This is a genomic window from Streptomyces brevispora (genome assembly GCF_007829885.1).
Lineage (GTDB): Bacteria > Actinomycetota > Actinomycetes > Streptomycetales > Streptomycetaceae > Streptomyces > Streptomyces brevispora.
Genome location: NZ_VIWW01000001.1, coordinates 433,378 through 453,746, shown reverse-complemented (window position 1 = coordinate 453,746; position 20,369 = coordinate 433,378). Strand labels below are relative to the sequence as shown.

Annotated in this window: 17 protein-coding genes and 1 pseudogene; 8 read left to right on the top strand and 10 right to left on the bottom strand. The window is 71.0% G+C overall.

Annotated elements, in window-relative coordinates:
• The first annotated feature begins 24 nt into the window (after positions 1–24).
• The 3 genes from tatC to FHX80_RS02115 are packed head-to-tail and all read left to right on the top strand — an operon-like array spanning position 25 to position 4,796.
• Positions 25–990 (top strand): twin-arginine translocase subunit TatC, encoded by a 966-nt coding sequence (gene tatC / locus FHX80_RS02125; RefSeq protein WP_145762537.1) that lies wholly within the window; start codon positions 25–27, stop codon positions 988–990.
• A gap of 18 nt (positions 991–1,008) precedes the next feature.
• Complete coding sequence (locus tag FHX80_RS02120) at positions 1,009–1,917, top strand: diacylglycerol kinase (RefSeq protein WP_145762536.1); 909 nt, start codon at positions 1,009–1,011, stop codon at positions 1,915–1,917.
• Positions 1,918–1,961: 44 nt separating this feature from the next.
• Positions 1,962–4,796 (top strand): DEAD/DEAH box helicase, encoded by a 2,835-nt coding sequence (locus tag FHX80_RS02115; protein WP_145767027.1) that lies wholly within the window; start codon positions 1,962–1,964, stop codon positions 4,794–4,796.
• A gap of 204 nt (positions 4,797–5,000) precedes the next feature.
• Here the strand turns inward: FHX80_RS02115 and FHX80_RS02110 are convergent, their stop codons facing one another.
• The 5 genes from FHX80_RS02110 to FHX80_RS02090 form a co-directional block, all read right to left on the bottom strand.
• Complete coding sequence (locus FHX80_RS02110; RefSeq protein ID WP_145762535.1) at positions 5,001–6,446, bottom strand: FG-GAP-like repeat-containing protein; 1,446 nt, start codon at positions 6,444–6,446, stop codon at positions 5,001–5,003.
• 224 nt (positions 6,447–6,670) lie between these two features.
• On the bottom strand, positions 6,671–7,114 hold the full coding sequence (locus FHX80_RS02105) for an SPW repeat protein (RefSeq protein WP_208764563.1): 444 nt from the start codon (positions 7,112–7,114) through the stop codon (positions 6,671–6,673).
• A gap of 116 nt (positions 7,115–7,230) precedes the next feature.
• Positions 7,231–8,274 (bottom strand): ADP-ribosylglycohydrolase family protein, encoded by a 1,044-nt coding sequence (locus FHX80_RS02100; RefSeq protein WP_145762534.1) that lies wholly within the window; start codon positions 8,272–8,274, stop codon positions 7,231–7,233.
• Positions 8,275–8,464: 190 nt separating this feature from the next.
• Complete coding sequence (locus FHX80_RS02095) at positions 8,465–9,103, bottom strand: fasciclin domain-containing protein (protein WP_145762533.1); 639 nt, start codon at positions 9,101–9,103, stop codon at positions 8,465–8,467.
• 152 nt (positions 9,104–9,255) lie between these two features.
• Complete coding sequence (locus tag FHX80_RS02090; protein WP_145767025.1) at positions 9,256–10,824, bottom strand: molybdopterin-dependent oxidoreductase; 1,569 nt, start codon at positions 10,822–10,824, stop codon at positions 9,256–9,258.
• A gap of 232 nt (positions 10,825–11,056) precedes the next feature.
• Between FHX80_RS02090 and FHX80_RS02085 the strand changes: the two genes are divergently transcribed.
• The 5 genes from FHX80_RS02085 to FHX80_RS02065 are packed head-to-tail and all read left to right on the top strand — an operon-like array spanning position 11,057 to position 16,500.
• On the top strand, positions 11,057–12,331 hold the full coding sequence (locus FHX80_RS02085; RefSeq protein ID WP_145762532.1) for an NAD(P)/FAD-dependent oxidoreductase: 1,275 nt from the start codon (positions 11,057–11,059) through the stop codon (positions 12,329–12,331).
• Entirely contained in the window at positions 12,325–13,050 is a 726-nt protein-coding gene (locus FHX80_RS02080) for a DUF1365 domain-containing protein (RefSeq protein ID WP_145767024.1), read from the top strand. Before FHX80_RS02085 ends, FHX80_RS02080 begins: the two co-directional genes overlap by 7 nt.
• On the top strand, positions 13,047–14,330 hold the full coding sequence (locus FHX80_RS02075) for a class I SAM-dependent methyltransferase (protein ID WP_145762531.1): 1,284 nt from the start codon (positions 13,047–13,049) through the stop codon (positions 14,328–14,330). The genes FHX80_RS02080 and FHX80_RS02075 overlap by 4 nt, the downstream gene beginning before the upstream one ends.
• Entirely contained in the window at positions 14,330–15,697 is a 1,368-nt protein-coding gene (locus tag FHX80_RS02070; protein ID WP_145762530.1) for an SAM-dependent methyltransferase, read from the top strand. Before FHX80_RS02075 ends, FHX80_RS02070 begins: the two co-directional genes overlap by 1 nt.
• A complete protein-coding gene (locus tag FHX80_RS02065; protein WP_145762529.1) occupies positions 15,694–16,500 on the top strand; it encodes a DUF1295 domain-containing protein in 807 nt (268 codons plus the stop codon). The genes FHX80_RS02070 and FHX80_RS02065 overlap by 4 nt, the downstream gene beginning before the upstream one ends.
• Here the strand turns inward: FHX80_RS02065 and FHX80_RS35375 are convergent.
• The 5 genes and pseudogenes from FHX80_RS35375 to FHX80_RS02040 all read right to left on the bottom strand — a co-directional run.
• Positions 16,487–16,636, bottom strand: a pseudogene (locus FHX80_RS35375) (deoxyribodipyrimidine photo-lyase); the annotation flags it as partial. The gene FHX80_RS02065 and the pseudogene FHX80_RS35375 overlap by 14 nt on opposite strands.
• 134 nt (positions 16,637–16,770) lie before the next feature.
• The gene (locus FHX80_RS02055) at positions 16,771–17,550 is read right to left on the bottom strand and encodes an anti-sigma factor (protein ID WP_145762528.1); all 780 of its coding nucleotides are present in this window, start codon (positions 17,548–17,550) and stop codon (positions 16,771–16,773) included.
• Entirely contained in the window at positions 17,547–18,131 is a 585-nt protein-coding gene (locus FHX80_RS02050) for a sigma-70 family RNA polymerase sigma factor (RefSeq protein ID WP_145762527.1), read from the bottom strand. Before FHX80_RS02050 ends, FHX80_RS02055 begins: the two co-directional genes overlap by 4 nt.
• Positions 18,132–18,288: 157 nt before the next feature.
• Positions 18,289–19,131 (bottom strand): siderophore-interacting protein, encoded by an 843-nt coding sequence (locus tag FHX80_RS02045; RefSeq protein WP_145762526.1) that lies wholly within the window; start codon positions 19,129–19,131, stop codon positions 18,289–18,291.
• A 115-nt stretch (positions 19,132–19,246) separates the two neighbouring features.
• Positions 19,247–20,155 (bottom strand): 5'-3' exonuclease, encoded by a 909-nt coding sequence (locus tag FHX80_RS02040; protein WP_145767023.1) that lies wholly within the window; start codon positions 20,153–20,155, stop codon positions 19,247–19,249.
• Positions 20,156–20,369: the final 214 nt, after the last annotated feature.

Below are 20,369 nucleotides of genomic sequence, written 5' to 3'. Positions count from 1 at the left end.
GCCGCACGAAACGAGGGAAGTGGGTTGCTCAAGTCTGCCCGCAAGCAGGAGAAGGACGGCGAGGGGCGGATGCCTCTCGCTGATCACCTGCGCGAGTTGCGTAACCGGCTGCTGATCGCGGTCCTGGCGGTCATCGTCATCACGTCGGTCACGGCCTTTTTCTACAAGGACCTGATCGACTTCCTGATCCGCCCCATCCTGGAGTCGGTCGGCTGCACCAACGGCAGGAAAGTCCAGGAGAACGGCCACCCGTGCGCCGAGATGACGGTGAACGGTCTGGTCGCTCCGTTCTCCATCGCTCTCAAGGTCTCCCTCATGGCGGGCGTGGTGCTCTCCACTCCCGTCTGGCTCTACCAGCTCTGGGCGTTCCTCGCCCCGGGTCTCCACAAGCACGAGAAGAAGTACGCACTGAGCTTCGTCGGCGCGGGTGTGCCGCTGTTCCTCGTGGGTGCCGCGCTCGCCTACAAGCTGATGCCGCAGACGGCCGCGGTCCTGCTCGAGTTCACCCCCGACAACACGACGAACCTGCTGCCCGTCGACGACTACCTCAACATCGTCACGCGCATGGTGATCGTCTTCGGTCTCGCCTTCGAGCTGCCGCTCCTGCTCGTCCTGCTGAACTTCACCGGGGTGCTCACGGCCAAGCGGCTCGCGGGCTGGTGGCGCGGCATGGTCATGGGCATCACGATCTTCTCCGCGGTCGCCACGCCCACCGGGGACCCGCTGACGATGATCACGCTGGCAGCGCCGATCGTGCTGCTCTACTTCCTCGCGCTCGGCATCTGCATCGTCAACGACCGGCGCAGGCGCCGCAACAACCCCGACGCCGAGCTGGACGACGACGAGGCGTCGGAGCTCGACCTCACCCCTGAGAGCATCGGCGACATGGAGAACGTCTCGTCGTCGCGGGCCTCCCTGCCCGAGCAGGCCGACGGAGAACGGGACGGCGGACGATCGACGCCCCCCAACGGTTACGACGACATCACCTGACCTTGTAGGGTCCCCCGGGTGACCAGCGAGATCACTCTTTTCGTCAATCCCACCGCAGGACGCGGCCGGGGCGCGCACGCCGCGCAGCCGGCCGCTTCCGCGTTGCGGGACGCCGGATTCGCCGTCCGTACCGTCCTCGGTGAGGATGCCGACGACGCGTTGCGGCGGGCGCGCGAGGCCGTGGCCGGGGGAACCGGCGCACTGATAGCCGTCGGCGGGGACGGCATGATGTCCCTCGCCCTGCAGGCCGTCGCCGGGACGCGGACACCGCTCGGCGTCGTGGCCGCCGGCACCGGAAACGACTTCGCCCGCGCGCTCGGGCTGCCGATACGGGATCCGGCGGCCGCGGGCCGGCTGGCCGCCGAGGCGCTCAAGGGGAGCGCCGTCCGCGAGATCGACCTCGGCCTGGTCGGTGACCGGTGGTTCGGGTCCGTGCTCGCCTCCGGCTTCGACTCCCGGGTCAACGACCGCGGCAACCGGATGCGCTGGGTCGGCGGCCGGTTCAAGTACGACCTGGCGATCCTCGCCGAACTCGCCGCGTTCAAGCCCATCGCCTACCGCATACGCCTCGACGGCGGCCCGGTCCACGAGATCGCGGCGACGCTCGTCGCCGTCGGCAACGGATCCACGTACGGCGGCGGCATGCGGATCTGCGCGGACGCCGTCATGGACGACGGACTGTTCGACGTGACCGTCGTCGGCGACTGCAGCCGCACCACCCTGCTCAAGGTCTTCCCCAGGGTCTACAAGGGAACCCACCTCGGCCACCCCGTCGTCACCGTGCACCGCGTCTCCTCGATCGAGCTCGAAGCCGTCGGTGTCACCGCGTACGCGGACGGGGAACCGCTCGGCGCGCTGCCGCTGACCGCCACCTGCGTACGGGGCGCCGTCAGGGTCCTCGGGGCGGGCTCTTCCACGGGAAATTAAAGATCGCCTCACTGTCGGAGGCGGCGGGTAGGCTCGTGGACAAGATGACAGAGGACCTCTCACCAGCTGAGCGATACCAGGCTTCCCGGATCCGAGCCGCCGAGCAGGCGACCGCGCTCGGGCCGTTCCGCGAGATGTACGAGTTCGATCTGGACCCCTACCAGATCGAGGCCTGCGGGGCGCTGGAGGCCGGCAAGGGGGTGCTCGTCGCTGCCCCGACCGGTTCGGGCAAGACGATCGTCGGCGAATTCGCCGTGCACCTCGCCCTGGAGCAGGGCCGCAAGTGCTTCTACACCACGCCGATCAAGGCCCTGTCCAACCAGAAGTTCGCCGACCTGGTCAAGCGCTACGGCGCGGACAAGGTGGGCCTGCTCACCGGCGACAACAGTGTCAACGCCGATGCCCCGGTGGTCGTCATGACCACCGAGGTGCTGCGGAACATGCTGTACGCGGGCTCCCAGGCGCTGGTCGGCCTCGGCTATGTGGTGATGGACGAGGTGCACTACCTCTCCGACCGCTTCCGGGGCGCGGTGTGGGAGGAAGTGATCATCCACCTGCCCGAATCCGTGACGCTCGTGTCACTGTCGGCGACCGTGTCCAACGCCGAGGAGTTCGGCGACTGGCTGGACACCGTCCGCGGCGACACCGCCGTGATCGTCTCCGAGCACCGGCCGGTGCCGCTCTGGCAGCATGTGCTGGCCGGCCGCCGGATGTACGACCTCTTCGAGGAGGAGAGCGACCACGGCGGCCGCGGCGTCGGACGGCGTGAGGTCAACCCCGACCTCGTCCGGCTCGCCCGCATGGAGAACCAGCGCGGATACAACCCGCGCGAGCGCCGGCGCGGAAAGATGGTGCGCGAGGCGGACCGCGAGCGCGAGCGGCGCCAGCGGAGCCGGATCTGGACGCCGTCGAGGCCCGAGGTCATCGACCGGCTGGACGCCGAGGGACTGCTGCCGGCCATCACGTTCATCTTCAGCAGGGCCGGCTGCGAGGCCTCCGTGCAGCAGTGCCTGCAGGCCGGACTCCGGCTCAACGACGAGGACAAGCGCCGGCTGGTACGGGAGATCGTCGAGTCGCGCACGGCGTCCATCCCCGCCGAGGACCTCCATGTCCTCGGCTACTACGAATGGCTCGAAGGCCTGGAGCGGGGCATCGCCGCGCACCACGCAGGCATGCTGCCGACGTTCAAGGAGGTCGTCGAGGAGCTCTTCGTACGCGGTCTCGTGAAGGCGGTCTTCGCCACGGAGACGCTGGCTCTCGGCATCAACATGCCCGCCCGCTCCGTCGTCCTGGAGAAGCTCGTCAAATGGAACGGCGAGCAGCACGCGGACATCACCCCCGGCGAGTACACCCAGCTGACCGGCCGCGCCGGGCGGCGCGGGATCGACGTCGAGGGTCACGCGGTGGTGCTCTGGCAGCGGGGCATGGACCCGGGAGCACTGGCCGGCCTCGCGGGTACGCGTACGTATCCGCTGCGCTCCAGCTTCCGGCCCTCCTACAACATGGCCGTGAACCTGGTGCAGCAGTTCGGACGGCACCGCTCGCGGGAACTGCTGGAGACCTCGTTCGCACAGTTCCAGGCGGACCGGTCGGTGGTGGGGATCTCCCGCCAGGTCCAGAGGAACGAAGAGGGCCTGGAGGGCTACCGGGAGGGAATGACCTGCCACCTCGGTGACTTCGAGGAGTACGCGCGGCTGCGCCGCGACCTCAAGGACCGGGAGACGGAGCTCGCCAAGCACGGCGCATCGCAGCGGCGGGCCGCGGCTGCGGCGTCCCTGGAGAAGCTCAAGCCCGGCGATGTCATCCATGTCCCGACCGGCAAGTTCGCCGGACTGGCGCTCGTCCTGGATCCAGGGCTGCCCGCCGGTCGGACCAACGGGCACGGGCATCGCGGGCTCGAATACCACGACGGGCCAAGGCCGTTGGTGCTGACCGCCGAGCGGCAGGTCAAGCGGCTGGCCGCGATCGACTTCCCGGTGCCGGTGCAGGCGCTGGAGCGGATGCGCGTCCCGAAGTCGTTCAACCCGCGCTCACCGCAGTCCCGCCGCGATCTGGCGTCCGCGCTGCGCACCAAGGCCGGGCACATCGTGCCGGACCGGCACCGCAAGGAGCGCTCCGTCGCCGCCGACGACCGCGAGATCGCGCGCTACCGGGCCGAGTTGCGTGCGCACCCCTGCCACGGGTGCGACGAGCGCGAGGACCATGCGCGGTGGGCCGAGCGGTACCACAGGCTTCAGCGGGACACCCAGCAACTGGAGCGCCGCATCGAGGGGCGCACCAACACGATCGCCCGGACCTTCGACCGGATCGTGGCGCTGCTGACCGAGCTCGACTATCTGCGGGGCAGCGAGGTCACCGAGCACGGGCGGCGGCTGGCCCGGCTGTACGGCGAACTGGACCTGCTGGCGAGCGAGTGCCTGCGGGCGGGCGTGTGGGAGGGCCTGAACCCTGCCGAACTCGCGGCGTGCGTTTCGGCGTTGGTGTACGAGGCACGCCAGTCCGACGACGCGGTGGCGCCCAAGCTGCCGTCGGGGCCGGCCAGGACCGCGATGGGCGAGATGGTCCGGATCTGGGGGCGGCTCGATGGCCTGGAGGAGGACTTCAAGATCAACCAGGCGGAGGGGGTCGGACAGCGCGAACCCGACCTCGGATTCGCCTGGGCGGTCTACATGTGGGCGTCCGGCCGGACGCTGGACGAGGTGCTGCGCGAGGCGGAGATGCCGGCGGGGGACTTCGTGCGGTGGTGCAAGCAGGTCATCGATGTGCTGGGGCAGGTGGCGGCCGCGGCGCCGCGTGAGGGCAGCTCGGTGGGTCGGAACGCGCGAAAGGCCGTCGATGAGGTGCTGCGGGGAGTGGTGGCGTACAGCTCCGTGGGGTGAGGCGGGGCGAGTGACGAGTGGTGCGGTGCGCTGTCGGGTGCGGGTGGTGTGCGCCGGGACGAGCAGGGGGCCTTGCCCTCTGCCCGCCCCTCCCGTTCCCGGGATTCTGCCGCGGACCCCGCTCCTCGAACGCCGGGGATGATGGAGCCTCCCCTGAGGGGGATGCTTGTACGACTACGTCTCAGCCGCCCGCGAGCGTCGCTGTCAGCGGGTGGTGGTCGCCCCGACGGCCGAGCCGAAGCGTGCCTTCATCGTCGGGTGTCCCAGGGACTCCGGGGTGAAGAGGATCGAGCCCACCCCGGTCGGTCCCGACGCCGAGCCCAGGATGACGCTCACCGCACCCGTCGCCAGATACTTGCCGGGCGCGCCGACCGCCAGATCCGCACGGCCGTCCGCGTTGAAGTCCCCGGCCGCCAGCGACAGTCCGAACAGGTCGTTGCCCTCCATCACTCCCATCACCCCGGGCGAGTCCAGGGTCAGTTTCCGGGCGCGGGCCGCGTCCAGACCCGTGGACTTCCCCGGTATGACCGTCAGCGCGCCCGCGTTCTGGATGCCGTCGGAGTCCGCCTCGCCGACCACAGGGACCACCAGATCGGCGTGCCCGTCGCCGTCGGTGTCGGCCAGCACGCCCGCCCGGCCCGGTTCCACCGCCCCGCCGTAGGGCACACCCTTGCCCAGCCCGGAGGCGGTGCCCGGGAACATGCGCAGCAGGAATTCGTCGGGGCCGTCCGAGTACGTGGTGTCCACGACCACGTCGTCCCGGCCGTCGCCCGTGACGTCACCGGTCACGATGCTGTAGCCGGCGAAAGGCAGCCCGATTTGGCTGATCGGCTTCGTCTTGAGCCCCGTCGCCGAACCCGGCAGCACGCCCAGGGTGCCCTCGTCGGCCGGATCGTCGAAGGACGCCTCCGTGACCAGGTCCGCGTACCCGTCGCCGTTGATGTCGCCCGCGGCGATCGGTCCCGTTCCGGCGCCGCCGCCGGGCGGGGTGAACGAGGTCATCTTCGGTTCGTCGATGTCACGCAGATTGCTCGCACCGCGTACGACGTGCACCTTCGTTCTGGCGGAGATGGCGATGTCGTCCCGTCCGTCGTGATCGAAGTCGCCGACCGTCAGCCTGTCGCCGAACCCCTCGCGCGCGATCGGCTTCGGATTGTGGAACGCGATGGCGTCGGTCCCCGGTCCGCCCTTGGCCCCGAAGACGATCGTCACCGCGCCGGCGCCCGCCACGGTCCCGATGGACTCGCCGCCCGAACCGATCACCAGGTCGGTGTACCCGTCGCCGTCCACGTCGCCCATGGCCACCGACGAGCCGAACCGGTCCCCGGCCTCCGGTACGCCCGGTATCCCGGCCGTGTCCTGAGTGATGCCCTTGTGCCGGCTGACCCGTACGCCCTGGGCGGTGCCGTAGACGAGTGAGACGTAGCCCGCCTTCGCGTGCCCCTTGACGGTGCCTTCCGGAGCGCCCACGGCGAGGTCGCCGAAACCGTCCCGGTCCACGTCGCCCGGCTTGGGGGCGGCTGCCTTGCGCGGAGTATGCACCGCTCCCGTCGTCCCGCCACCCGGTGCGGCAAAGGCGGCGGGAGCCACCAGGGCCCCCGCCGCCACCACAGTCGCCAGAGCCGTACACGCCATCACATGCCGCGCCATATGCGCACTCCCGTCTTGTGCTTCCCGAGTGCGGCCGCCGGCTGCCCGAGGGGCGTCGGCCACTGCCGTCAACCCACAAGACCCTTGAGGGGAATGAATAGTTGCGGTCGTTCCGTCGGCCTCCCGGGCGTTGCCGGGTGCGGGTCGGGGCACTGCCCGGGCACGCGGAAGCCCGCACCGTCAGGACTCCACGGTGCAGGCCGTCCCAGCCCGTCGGGCGAGTTCTACGACCGGCCGCGACTGCTCCGCAGCGACGCGCCTGTACAGATCAGCCCCAGCAGGAGGGTCAGGCCGCCGATGATGACGTTGTTGAGTACGACACCCATGCCCGGGCTGCTGCCCACCACCCAGGGCGAGACGATCATCCAGGCGCCCATGGCGCAGATGGCCCAGCTCAGGCCATACATCCGTTGCGGCATCACGGTGAACCCGAGACCCAGCACGGCGATCGCGATGCCCATGATCAGGTTGTGGCTCACCAGACCTGCCTGGCTCGTCGTGAAGTGCAGGACCCAGGGCGAAATGGCGCAGTACAGGCCGACCAGGAACACCGGTGCATCCACGAGCGCCACATCGCGGCCACCCATCACCCGGGCGTAACGGTCGCGCATTTCGGAGATATCGGGGTGTCCGGCCAAGTCATGGCCGGCATGCGAGAGGTTTGACATGAGGTTCGTCTCCTTCGCTCCCGCAGGCCAGGACACGCCTTGTGCGATGAGCGGCCTGCTCTGCCATTCTGCTCTTATTTATGCTTTATGTGTAGTTTAGAGGTGGCTGGGTTTCGTCAGGAATCGGTACGAATCGCATCGGTCCGGTGGTCGTCCAGCCGCCGGGCCAGGGTCACCAGATCCGGTGTGCGCAGCACCCGGCCGCCGTAGCCCGGCAGCGGGACGTGCAGCGCTCCCGTCCACCGCGACGGGATCGCGTCGAACCCGTAAGCTGCGCCCGCCAGCGCCCCGGTCACCGCCGCCACGGTGTCGGTGTCCCCGCCCACGTCGATCGCCGTCGCGAGGGCGCTCTCGTACGACCGCGTCGTGCGCAGCGCCCACAGCGCGGTGCCCAGACAAGGCCACACCGCGCCGTTGAACTCCGTCGCCGCGTCCGGGTGCCAGTCGGGGGCGAGAACGGTGGCCCAGCGTTCGCGGTGGTCCGCGTGCACGGCGGCCAGGGCGTCCTGGACGGCGGTGAGCGGATCGGTGCCGTCCAGGGCCGTCCGGATCAGTTCGTGCAGCACGGCGGTGCCTTCCCATGCCGCCCGGTCGCCATGGGTCAGGGCGGCGATCCGGCGCGCCGCGTCCATGGACACCACCCGCGCTGTGTCCTGTGCTCGCGTTATGTCCTGTGCCCGCGCTGTGTCCTCTGTCCGCGCTGCGTCCGCCGTGCGCTTCGCCGGCTCCGGCCGGGCGAAGTACACGGCTGAGGTGGCGGCGCGCATCAGTGAACCGTTGCCCGCCGCCCGGCCGTTGATCTGGAAGTGCCGTGCCGCCGCGACATCCCATGGCTCACCGCTCGTCAGCACGTCCTCCGTCTGGAGGCCGATGTCCTTCGGCTCGCCGGCCGCCCAGCGGCGGAACCTGTCGAACAGGTCGGGCAGATCAGGGCCGCCGCGCTCCAGCAGGGACTCCGCGACCAGAACCGCCATCTGCGTGTCGTCCGTGGCCTCGCCCGGGTCCCAGCCTCCTCCGCCGCACATCGTTCCGGCGCCGTCCGGGAACCGCGCCGTGTACACGCCCGCCGCGCCGAACTCGAACGGCGCCCCCAGCGCGTCACCGACCGCCGACCCGACCACCGCCCCCGCCGCCCGGTTCTGTCTGCTCAGGACGTTCATCCGTTCACCGTACGGTGCGGTTCCGGGCGATAGCCGAAACCGGCCAGGGAGGCATGTGCGCCCTGACCGGTTCCGGTGGTACCCGTTGTGCGTGCGTTTGCTGTGCTGGTGATCGTGTCCCCGCAGGGCCGAAGTCCACACGTCCCCGGGCGAGTTGCCGGAGGAACGCGCATGGTCGCGCGGTGGCCCGCTACTTCGGGGGCGTCAGGACCGTGTCGATGATGTAGACCGTGGCGTTGGCGGTCTGGACGTTGCCGCAGACGACCTGGGACGAGTCGTTCACGGTGTACGTCATGTCGGAACCGGACGTCGTCAGCTTGCCCTTCTCCAGGGTCTCGAAGGAGCCGTTCTCCAACTGCTTCGGCGTCAGCTTCTTGCCCACCACGTGGTAGGTGAGCACCTTGGTCAGCTCGGCCTTGTTGGCCAGCAGCTTGTCCAGGTCGGCCTTCGGGATCTTGGCGAAGGCTTCGTTGGTCGGGGCGAACACGGTGATGTTCTGGGCGCTGTTCAGGGTGTCGACCAGGCCGGCCTTCTTCACCGCGGTGACGAGGGTGGAGAGCGCCGGGTTGTGCGAGGCGGCCGTGGCGACCGGGTCCTTCGCCATGCCGTCGAAGGAGCCCGAGCCGTTCTTCGGCACGGACGCACAACCCGAACCGAAGGGCTTGTCCATGCTCATCGATTCGCTGGCGGGGGCCGATGCCTTGGCCGAGCTGGCGGTGGAGCCGGACGCGCTGTCCTTGGAATCGCTGGAGCAGGCCGAGAGGGCGAGCGGGAGTACCACTGCCGCGGACACGGCAACGGCGGCGCGACGGACGTAGAGGACGTTCATGAGGTTCTCCTGGGTTCAGATGAGTGACGGATTGATTACTTTTGGTTACAAGCGGTGCGTGTGCGGAGCTCGCTTGCCGTGTTCCGTAGGGAAAGCGGAGCTCGCTTGCCGTGTTCCGTAGGGAAAAGGGGCGTGAGGGGCGGCGTGTCCGCTCAGGACACGCCGACCACCACCGAATGCCAGCCGGTCGCACCGTTGGGGACGGTGCCGACTCGCCGGTCGGTCTGGGTGGCGCCGGTGCGATCCGTCGCACGGACCTCAAGGGTGTGGTTGCCGGAGGTGGCCGGCCACTCCCACACCCACTGGCGCCAGGTGTCCGGGCTGTCCTCGGCCGCCAGCTTCGCGGTGTGCCACGGGCCGCCGTCCACCCGGACCTCGACCCGCGAGACTCCGCGGTGCTGGGCCCAGGCGACCCCGGCGACCGGGATCGTGCCGGCCTTCGGGGAGGCGAACGGACGCGGGGTGTCGATCCGGGACTCGGTCTTGATGGGGGCCTGCTGGGACCAGGACCGCTTGACCCAGTAGGCGTCGTAGTCCGCGAACGTGGTGAGCTCGAGTTCCTTGATCCACTTGCAGGCCGACACATATCCGTACAGGCCGGGAACGACCATCCGGACCGGGAAGCCGTGCTCGAAGGGCAGCGGCTCACCGTTCATGCCGAGGGCGAGCAGCGCGTCGCGTCCGTCCATGACCGTCTCGACCGGCGTGCCGATGGTCATGCCGTCCACCGACCGCGTGATGATCTGGTCGGCCGGGCCGCCGCGGGACGGCGGCTTCACCCCCGCCTCGCGCAGCAGATCGGCCAACCGCACGCCGATCCACCGGGCGTTGCCGACATACGGTCCGCCCACCTCGTTGGACACACAGGTCAGCGTGATGTCGCGCTCGATGATCTCGCGGTGCAGCAGATCCTGGAAGCTCAGCGTCAAAGGGCGTTGCACACCCTTTCCGTGGATCCTCAGCTTCCAGTCGTTCGCGTCGATGCGCGGCACCACGAGGGCCGTGTCCACCCGGTAGAAGCTCTTGTTCGGTGTGACGAACGAGCTCAGTCCCCGGATCCGCAGATCGGCCCCGGCCGGTACGGCCGGCGCCGCCGATGCGGGCACGGGCAGCACCAGATCGTGGCGTGAGGCGGTGGCCCCGGCCTGCACGGCGGAGGTGAGCCGCCGCCCCAGCAGGCCGGCGCCGGCCGAGGCCGCCGCCGCGGCGGTCGCCGCGATGACGAAGCCCCGTCGGTCGAAGGTGCCGGACACCGCCTCCCCGCCCCTCCCGCCAGCCGCGGGGGAGGGACCGGAAGCCGGTGCCAGCCGGCCGACCAGGAGATACAGCACCCCTGCGGCCAGCACGGCACCCACCACCGAGGGCAGCGCGTCGGGGAATCGGCCCTCCGGCCGTCCTACCGCCGCGACTGCCCCGACCACACCGAAGACCAGTACGGCAGCCGAGCCGATCACCCGGTGCCGCAGCGCCAGCACCCCGACCACCACGGCGAAGCCCGCCAGGAGAACCAGGATGCCCAGCTCCAGGACCAGCTTGTCGTGGGTGCCGAAATTCCTGATGGCGAAGTCCTTGAGCGCCGGAGGCGTGCGGTCGATGACCGCACCGCCCACCGCCGTGATCGGACCCGCCTCGGGACGTACGGCCGCCGCCACCAGCTCGGCGACCGCCAGGGCACAGAGACCGGCGATCAGACCGCTGAGCGCGGCGAAAGCAGCACGCACCCAGCGGGACCGCCGGGACCCATGGGCCCCGTCCTGCGCATCGTTCTGATCTTCGCTCACGACGGGTATTCGGCGCCGGACGCCCGACGGATTGGTCTGTCACCCGAACGGATGAGAGTCGATCACGGCCAATCCACGGCGGGACCTGTAACGAATCAGATTCTGAGAGGCATTCGCCGCTCGGCGGAAACGCCGGGAGGAGCGAACGGAGCCGGTGCTCGGAAGGAGCGGTATGACAGGCAAGCGGCGGCGGACAGCCGTGGTGGGGAGCGGGGTGGCGGGTCTGACCGCCGCCCACATCCTGCGGACGGCCCACGACGTGACGCTGTTCGAGGCGGACGACCGGGTGGGCGGCCATGCGCACACCCACGAACTCCCCGCGTCGGACGGCCGCATCCACCACGTGGACTCCGGGTTCATCGTGCACAACCAGCGCACCTACCCGCATCTGCTGCGGCTCTTCGCCGAACTCGGTGTCGCCACACAGGAGTCGGAGATGAGCATGTCCGTGCGATGCGAGGGCTGCGCACTGGAGTACGCGGGTGCCCGCGGCCCGGCAGGCCTGCTCGCCCGCCCGGCGGCCGCCCGGCATCCGGCCTATCTCCGGATGCTGGCGGCGGTGCCCCGCTTCCACCGGTCCGCCCGGCGCCTCCTGGCGGACGGCGGACCCGGCGCGGACACCATGACGCTCGGCGAGTTCGCCGCCCGCGGCCGCTTCTCCCCGTACTTCACCGCCCACTTCCTGACCCCCGTCGTCTCCGCCGTCTGGTCCTGCGACCCGGTGACCGCGATGCGCTACCCCGCCCGCTACCTCTTCCGCTTCCTCGACCACCACGGGCTGCTCTCGGTCGGCGGCTCCCCGGTGTGGCGGACCGTCACCGGCGGATCGGGCGCCTACGTCGAACGGGTAACCGAACAACTCGGCGCCGTCCGTACCGCGACCCCGGTCCGTGCCGTGCGCCGCCACCCGGACGGTGTGGACATGGTCACCGCGGACGACGCCACCGAGCGGTTCGACTCCGTCGTCATCGCCACCCACCCCGACCAGGCGCTGCGGCTGCTCGCCGACCCCACGGACGAGGAACGCCACACCCTCGGCGCGTTCCGCTACTCCCGCAACCCCACGCTCCTGCACACCGACACCCGGCTGCTCCCACGCGCCCGCGGCGCCCGTGCCTCCTGGAACTACCTGATGCCGTCCTGTACCGCGAGCCCCGAACACGTCACCGTCAGCTACGACATGAACCGGCTCCAGCGGCTCGACGCCCCGGAGACCTTCGTCGTCACGCTGAACGGCGCCGACCGCGTCGCCCCCGGCCTGGTCCGCGCCCGCATGGTGTACGAACACCCCGTCTACACACCGGAGTCGGTGGCCGCCCAGGCCCGGCTGCCCGCCCTGTCCGGCCCACGCACCGCCTACGCGGGGGCGTACCACGGCTGGGGATTCCACGAGGACGGCTGCCGCTCGGGGGCGGACGCGGCCAGAGTCCTGGGGGTGGACTGGTGAACGCCCTCTACCCCTGCACCATCGCCCACGTGCGTTCCGCGCCCGTCAGGTACGCCTTCCGGCACCGCACCTACCTGTGGCTGATCGACCCGGACGGGCCGCCGCCGCTGCCCGCGGCCCTGCGTTTCCTGGCCGGCTTCGATCCGCGCGACCACTTCGGCGGCACGGCCCCGACCATCCGGGCCGGTCTGAGCAGGTTCCTGGCCGCGAACGGCATCGACCTCGCCGACGCGGCCATCACGATGCTCACCCAGGCCCGGGTGTTCGGCCACGTCTTCAACCCGCTGACCGTCTACTGGTGCCGCCGCACCGACGGCACCCTGCTCTGCACGGTCGCCGAGGTGCACAACACCTACGGCGAACGCCACTGCTACCTGCTGCACCCGGACGCCGCCGGCCGGGCGTCCACCGCCAAGGAGTTCTATGTGTCGCCGTTCTTCGGCGTCGACGGCGCCTACCGGATGCGGCTCCCCGAACCCGGCCCCCGGCTCGACCTGACGGTGCATCTGGAACGTTCCGGCACAAGGTCGTTCACCGCCACGGTCCGCGGCAGTCGACGCCCGGTGACCCCTCGCGCGCTGCTCCGGCTGGCGCTGCGGCACCCCTGGTCGACGGCGGTCGTCTCCCTCGCCATCCGACTGCACGGAATCCGCCTCCTGCTGCGCGGACTTCCCGTGCGGCCCCGTCCCCGCCACACCACTCAGGAAGGAATGCAGTGAGCGTGTCCACGACCCACTCCCCGTCCCCCGCCATCTCGCCCCGGGTGCCCTCCCAGGCCACCGACCCTGATCGCTGGCCCGACGTCGCCCGGCTGCCCCGCGCGTCCCGGCTGCGGACCGCCGTCGCCGAACGGGTCGTCCGCCGCGCACTGGCCGGGCTCCCGCTCCGCGCCCGCCTCGCCGGGCAGGAGGACATCGGCCTCGGCGGCCCCCTGATGGACATCCGCGACCCCGCCACGTTCTTCCGCAGAATCGGGGTGAACGGCCTGATCGGCTTCGGCGAGTCGTACATGGCGGGCGAGTGGGACTCACCCGACCCGGTGGGCGTCCTGACCGTCCTCGCCGACCACGTCGCCACCCTGATCCCGCAGCCTCTCCAACGGCTGCGCGGACTATGGGCGGGGCGCCGTCCCGCGGAGCAACTGGGCACCCCCGAAGGCGCCCGCGACAACATCAGCCACCACTACGACCTGTCCAACGAGCTCTTCGCACTCTTCCTCGACGAGACCCTCAGCTACTCCTCCGCCGTCTTCCGCAGCTTCCCCGCGGACCCCGAAACGCTGCCCGCCGCCCAGCACCGCAAGATCGACCGACTGCTCGACCTGGCCGGTGTCGGACCCGGCACCGAACTCCTCGAAATCGGCACCGGCTGGGGAGAACTCGCGATCCGGGCCGCCGCCCGCGGCGCCCGCGTCGTCTCCGTCACGCTCTCCGCCGAACAGCGGGAACTGGCCCGCCGAAGGATCAGGGAGGCCGGGTACGAGGACCGGGCCGAGGTCCGGCTCTGCGACTACCGAAGGATCGACGGGAAGTACGACGCGGTGGTCAGCGTCGAGATGATCGAGGCGGTCGGCGCGGAGTACTGGCCGGTCTACTTCCGCACCCTGGAGGAACGGCTGGCCCCCGGCGGCCGCATCGCCCTCCAGGCCATCACCATGCCCGACGACCGGATGCGCGCCTCCCGCACCACGTTCACCTGGATCCACAAGTACATCTTCCCCGGCGGGCTCCTGCCCTCCGTCGAGGCGATCGAGCAGGTCACGGCCGAGCACACCGGCCTGCGCATCGACCGGTGCGACGACTTCGGCACGCACTACGCCGAGACCCTGCGGCTGTGGCGGGAACGGTTCGCCGAGCGGACCGCGGAAGTCGACGCACTCGGCTTCGACGCGACCTTCCGCCGCATGTGGACCTTCTATCTCGCCTACTCCGAAGCGGGATTCCGCTCCGGCTACCTCCATGTGCGGCAGCTGCTGCTGACCCGTCAGGAAACGGTGTGATGACACTTACCGGCAAGCAGCCCACGACCGGCGCGGCGCAGCGACTGGAACCCCTCGTCGAGCAACTGCTCGGCGGCGCCCTCCCGGTCAGGGTGCGGATGTGGGACGGCAGCGAGACCGGCGCCGCCGACGGCCCCCTGGTCCACGTCCGGTCCCGGCGGGCGCTGCGCCGGCTGCTCTGGTCACCGGGCGAACTCGGCCTGGCCGAGGCGTACATCACCGGTGACGTCGAGGTCGAGGGCGACCTCTCGCAGGGGCTGCGGGCGATGCGTCAGGCCGTACGCGAGCGCGGACTGCGCCCGCCGCGTCCCGGTATCGGCGACCGGCTGCGGGCCACCGGCACCGCACTGCGCCTGGGTGCGGTGGGCCCCCGGCCCCCGGTCCCCGCCGCCCGCGCGGGACTCCACGGCGTCCTGCACAGCAAGTCCCGCGACCGGGCCGCCATCAGCCACCACTACGACCTCTCCAACACCTTCTACGCGCTGCTCCTCGACGAGACGATGGCCTACTCCTGCGGCTACTGGACCAGCGACGCCCCCGGTTACGGCTCCGCCGACGCCCAGCGCGACAAACTGGAACTGATCTGCCGCAAGCTGGACCTGCGCCCCGGAGCACGCCTCCTCGACATCGGCTGCGGCTGGGGATCACTGTCCCTGTACGCCGCACAGCGGCACGGGGTCCGCGTCACCGCCGTCACCCTCGCCCGGGAACAGGCCGCCCACGTCCGTGAGCAGGTGGCCGAACGGAACCTGGGCGACCTGGTCGAGGTCCGCTGCTGCGACTACCGGGACATCGACCGTGCGCCGGGGCACGAGGGCGGTTACGACGCGGTGTCCACCGTCGAGATGGGCGAGCACGTCGGGGACGCGGAGTACCCCGCCTTCACCGCCACGCTGCACGCGATGGTCCGGCCGCGCGGACGGGTACTGGTCCAGCAGATGTCCCGGGGCCGTGACGCTCCGGGCGGCGGCGCGTTCATCGAGTCGTACATCGCGCCCGACATGCACATGCGCCCGCTCGGCGAGACGGTCGCCCTGCTGGAGGGCGCCGGACTCGAAGTACGCGACGTCGAGGGGCTGCGCGAGCACTACGTGCGGACCGTCGACGCGTGGCGGCGCACCCTGGAGCTGAACCAGCCGGAGTTCGTGGACCTCGTCGGCGAGGAGACCGTACGGGTGTGGCGGCTCTACCTGGCCGGTAGCGCCCTCACCTTCGAGGAACGGCGGATGGGCGTGGACCAGATCCTCTCCGTACGGCCGGAGGCGACCGGCGCGGCCGGGATGCCCGCCACCCGGTACGGCTGGCACGCGGATCACGCGGCGGTCCTGTCCGCCCGCGACGGTGCGAAGAGCGGGGCCACCGGATGAACGACTTCGGATGGGCGGCGTTCGCGCACGGCTTCGTGCCCTGCGCGGGCGCCGCCCTCGCCGTCATGCTCGTCACCTTCGCCATCGGTGTGCGCAAGGGCATGCACCGTGTCGTCGACGTCGCGTGGGGCCTGGGGTTCACCGCCGTCGCACTCGTCTCGTACGCCGTGTCGGCCGGCGGCGGGGGAGACGGCACCCGACGGCTTCTGGTCACGGTGCTGACGGCGGTGTGGGGGCTGCGGCTCGCCTGGCACATCGCCCGCCGGGGAAGAGGACATGGGGAGGACCCGCGCTACGAGGCGATGCTGGCCAGGGCGCCGGGCAGCCCCGCGCTGTACGCCCTGCGGAAGGTGTACCTGCTCCAGGGCGCCCTGGTCTGGCTGATCTCGCTGCCGGTACAGGCGGCCGGGTACGTCACGGGGCCGATCGGTGCCTGGGCCTGGGCCGGCGCCGCGCTCTGGGCGGTAGGACTCGGCTTCGAGGCGGTGGGGGACCACCAGTTGGCCCGGTTCAAGGCGGATCCGGCCAACCGCGGGCGGATCATGGACCGGGGGCTGTGGTCCTGGACCCGGCATCCGAACTACTTCGGTGACTTCTGCGTCTGGTGGGGCCTGTTCCTGATCGTCTGCGAGGCGCCGGAGGCCGCCGCGGCCACGGTCGCGGCACCCGCGTTGATGAGTTTCCTGCTCATCGGCGGCAGCGGAAAGGCCCTGCTGGAACGGCATATGGCCGAACGCCCCGGCTTCGCCGCGTACACCGCCAGGACCAGCGGCTTCTTCCCCCGGCCGCCACGCCGGAGCTGAGCCGCACGCGCGGTGACGGCAGTGGGCCCCCTACCTCCGTCGCCTCCCAACGGCGGAAGTACGGGGCGAGCACCGCGAAGTGGTCTCGGCCCGCCGGGACGACCCGACCCGGGGCGAGCACCGTGACCACCGCGTCCGGGGGCGGGACCTTCACCGCGTGGCGGCCGGTGGTCCCGCCCACGACGTGTGCCCGTCGTGGCGTGGCTCATGCTGTCCGCGGCCGGTTGTCCGGAACGGTTCGTTCCGGACAACCGGCCGCGGGCCACCGCCTCAGGCCGACGGGAGCTTCATCAGCGCCAGGGGAGCGGAGGTCGGCTGCTCGGACCCGCCCGCCGGTTCGACCGTGATGCCCATGCCCGTGGCGCCGTCCACCGGCCCGTCGAGCAGGCTCGCGTAGGTCGTCGACGAGGGGCCGGTCGCCCGCATCAGGCCCGCGGAACGCATCGTGCCGTTGTCGTCGAACCACAGCTGGTAGACCTTGCCGCCGGGTGCCTTCGCCAGCCCCGAGGCCAGGAACACGGCCCGGTCCTGGCCCCTGGAGACCACCACGGTGCCCTTCGCGCCGTCGCTCAGGGTGCCCGAGCCGGACCGCGCGTCGGGCGACGAGATGACCTCGGCCACCTGCTCGCTCCACTGCTGGGCGGCGCGGGCGTCCTCCCGGGCGTCCCGCGCCTCCTGGTTCTGCCAGACGGCGATGCCGCCGAAGCCGGCCGCCGCGGCCAGGCACGCGGCCAGCGCGAACTTTGACCACCGCCCGGCCCTGCCCGTGCCGTCCCGGCCCGCAGCCCCGCCGGAGCGGGCCCGCCGGCCGCCGGACGGCGAATCCTGGCGTACGGTCGCGATCTCCCGCAGCACCCGCTCGCGCAGCTCCCGCGAGGGCGTGGCCGACACGGCGAGGCCGAGCCGGGTCGCCGTCTCCGACAGCTCCCCCACCTCCACGGAACAGGCCTCGCAGTCGCCCAGATGGCTTTCGAACTCCCGGCGCTCGGTCTCCGGCAGCGCGTGCAGGGCGTAGGCCCCGGTCAGTGTGTGCAGTCCGGCGTTGCTCATACGCTCACCCCGAGGCAGTCGCGCAGCCGGATCAGTCCGTCGCGCAGTCGAGTCTTGATCGTTCCGAGCGGCACCGCGAGCAGCTCCCCCACCTCGCGATAGGTCAGTCCGCGGTAGTAGGCCAGCGTGACGGACTCCCGTTGCAGTTCGGAGAGGGTCCGCATGCAGCGGCGGACCTGCTCCCGCTCCAGCCGGCTCTCGACCTGTTCGGTGACGTCGTCGAAGGCGGGGGTGCGGTCGAGCAGTGCGGCCTTGTGCTCGCGGGCCGTCGTCGCCTCCACCGAGCGCACCCGGTCCACGGCCCGGCGGTGGGCCAGGGTCAGCACCCAGTTCATGGCGCTGCCGCGGGCCGCCTGGAAGCGCGGCGCCGTGCGCCACACCTCCACCAGCACCTCCTGGGTGACCTCCTCCGACTGGGCGGGGTCGCGCAGCACACTTCGCACCAGCCCGAGCACCGGGCCACAGACCACTTCGTACACCCGAGCGAAGGCATCCTGATCGCCCCGGGCGACCATCCCCAGGAGCTCCTGGAGGTCGGGCCCGGACGAGGCCAGTCCGCTGATGTGCACGGCTTCTTTCACGCGGGCATCCTTCCGGGGCGGTCATCGGTCTCCAGGGGTGATTCGGAGCCGGTGGCAGCGCGGATTGGTCAGTGGGCGAAATCCTTCCACGCCCGCACACGACTGTGCCCCGGTCCGCGGACCGGGGCACAGCTGAGCCCGACTTCGCGGACGAGCCCTACGCGGTGGTCTCCTGCTCGCGCTCCACCTGCGCGTTCCACTCGCGCTTGACCGAGCGCCAGGCGTCGTCGTTCTGGCCCAGGCGCCAGTAGCCGGAGATCGACAGCTGGGGCAGCGGGATACCGCGGTCCAGCCGCAGATGGCGGCGGATGTCCTTGACGAAGCCGGCCTCGCCGTGGACGAACGCCTGCACCTCGCCCGCCGGGAACTCCAGCGCCTTCACGGCGGCGGTGAGCGCCTCGCCGACCGGGCGGTCGCCCCGGTGCAGCCAGTTGACCTCGACGCCGTCGGGCGCCGCGATCTTCTGCTCCTCCGTGGCGTCCGCGACCTCGATGAAGACATGCGTCACCGCACTCTCCGGCATCTGCTCGACCGTCGCGGCGATGGCCGGCAGCGCGCTCTCGTCGCCCACCAGGAGGTGCCAGCCGGCCGAGGCCTCGGGCCGGTATCCGCCGCCGGGCCCCAGGAAGGTCACCGGGTCGCCGGCCGCGGCGCGGGCCGCCCAGGGGCCCGCGAGGCCCTCGTCGCCGTGCACCACGAAGTCGATGGCCAGTTCCCGGGTGGCCGGGTCCCAGGAGCGCACCGTGTACGTACGGGTGGTGGGCCACAGCTCACGAGGGAACTCCTCGCGGATGCGTGCTATGTCGAAGGGGTGCTCGTACTGCGCGCCCTCGGGGGCGAAGCAGAGCTTGACGTAGTGATCGGTGAACCCGGAGAGCGCGAAGTCCGCGAGACCGTCACCGCCGAGCACCACCCGGATCATGTGCGGGGTGATCTGCTCGGTGCGCAGGACGTGCGCGCCCTGCGCCTTGGGTGCCTGCCGCGCCGGTCGTTCTGCCACGAGGTTCTCTCCCTGCCCCGGATAACCGGACCATTGATCTTAGGTCAACCTTAGGGTTACCTAACTTAACACCTCGGTTCCGAAGTGTGGAGAGCGGGCGCCGCCGGCTTGCGTCTCAGTTCCGAAGAGTGGTGAGCAGGCGCTGCAGGGCGCCGCCCAGCCCCCACTGGTCCGCGAGCGCTTCGAGCGCCGCCGGGTCGCGGGGCTCGGCGGGAAGCGCGGGCTCGAACTCCGGAAGCGGTACGTCACCGGCGACCCGGACCACGGTCGGCGCGACGGCCACGTAGTCGCGTGCCTCGTCGAGCCGTTTGCGCTGCGAGGGTGTCAGCTTCGCGGCAGGGTCGTCCACCGCCGCCATGATTCCGGCCAGATCGCCGAAGGCGTCCAGCAGCTTCGCCGCCGTCTTCTCGCCGATACCGGGCACGCCGGGCAGCCCGTCGCTCGGGTCGCCGCGCAGCAGCGCCAGGTCGACGTAGCCGGAGCCGTCCACCCCGTACTTCTCGCGCAGCCAGGCCTCGTCCGTCACCTGGAGCGAACCGACACCCTTCAGCGGGTAGAGCACCCGCACCCCGCGCGCGTCGTCCACCAGCTGGTAGAGGTCCCGGTCGCCCGTGACGATGTCCACCGGACCGGTCGCCAGACCGGCCAGCGTGCCGATCACGTCGTCCGCCTCGTACGCGGCGACGCCGACCCGCGCGATCCCCAGGGCGTCGAGGACGTCCTCGATGATCGGCACCTGCGGGGCCAGCGTGTCCGGCGTCTCCTCCTCGTCCGGCAGTCCCCCGGCGGTTTCCACCGCGACCCGGTGCGCCTTGTACGAGGGGATCAGCTCGACCCGCCAGTGCGGCCGCCAGTCCGCGTCCATGCAGGCGACCAGGTCGTCCGGCCGGTGATCCTGCACGAGCCGGCCGATGAAATCGAGCAGTCCGCGCACGGCGTTGACCGGCGTCCCGTCCGGCGCGCGCACCGAGTCGGGGACCCCGAAGTAGGCGCGGTAGTAGAGGGAGGCGGTGTCGAGGAGCATCAGGCGTCGCGTCACACCCCTGATGATGCCGCACCCCACTGACAGTGGCCCCCGAGGGCGCGGTTCCCGAGCTCGGGCGACTTCTGTGTGAGCTGGATCACTCTTGTGTTTGGCCGGTGTAAGTGCGGGCAGGCGCGCCATCGGAGCGGATCACGTCGCATTTTCAACTAGTGCACGTGCCATGCGGACCGAATCCGCACGCTCCACGGTCTGC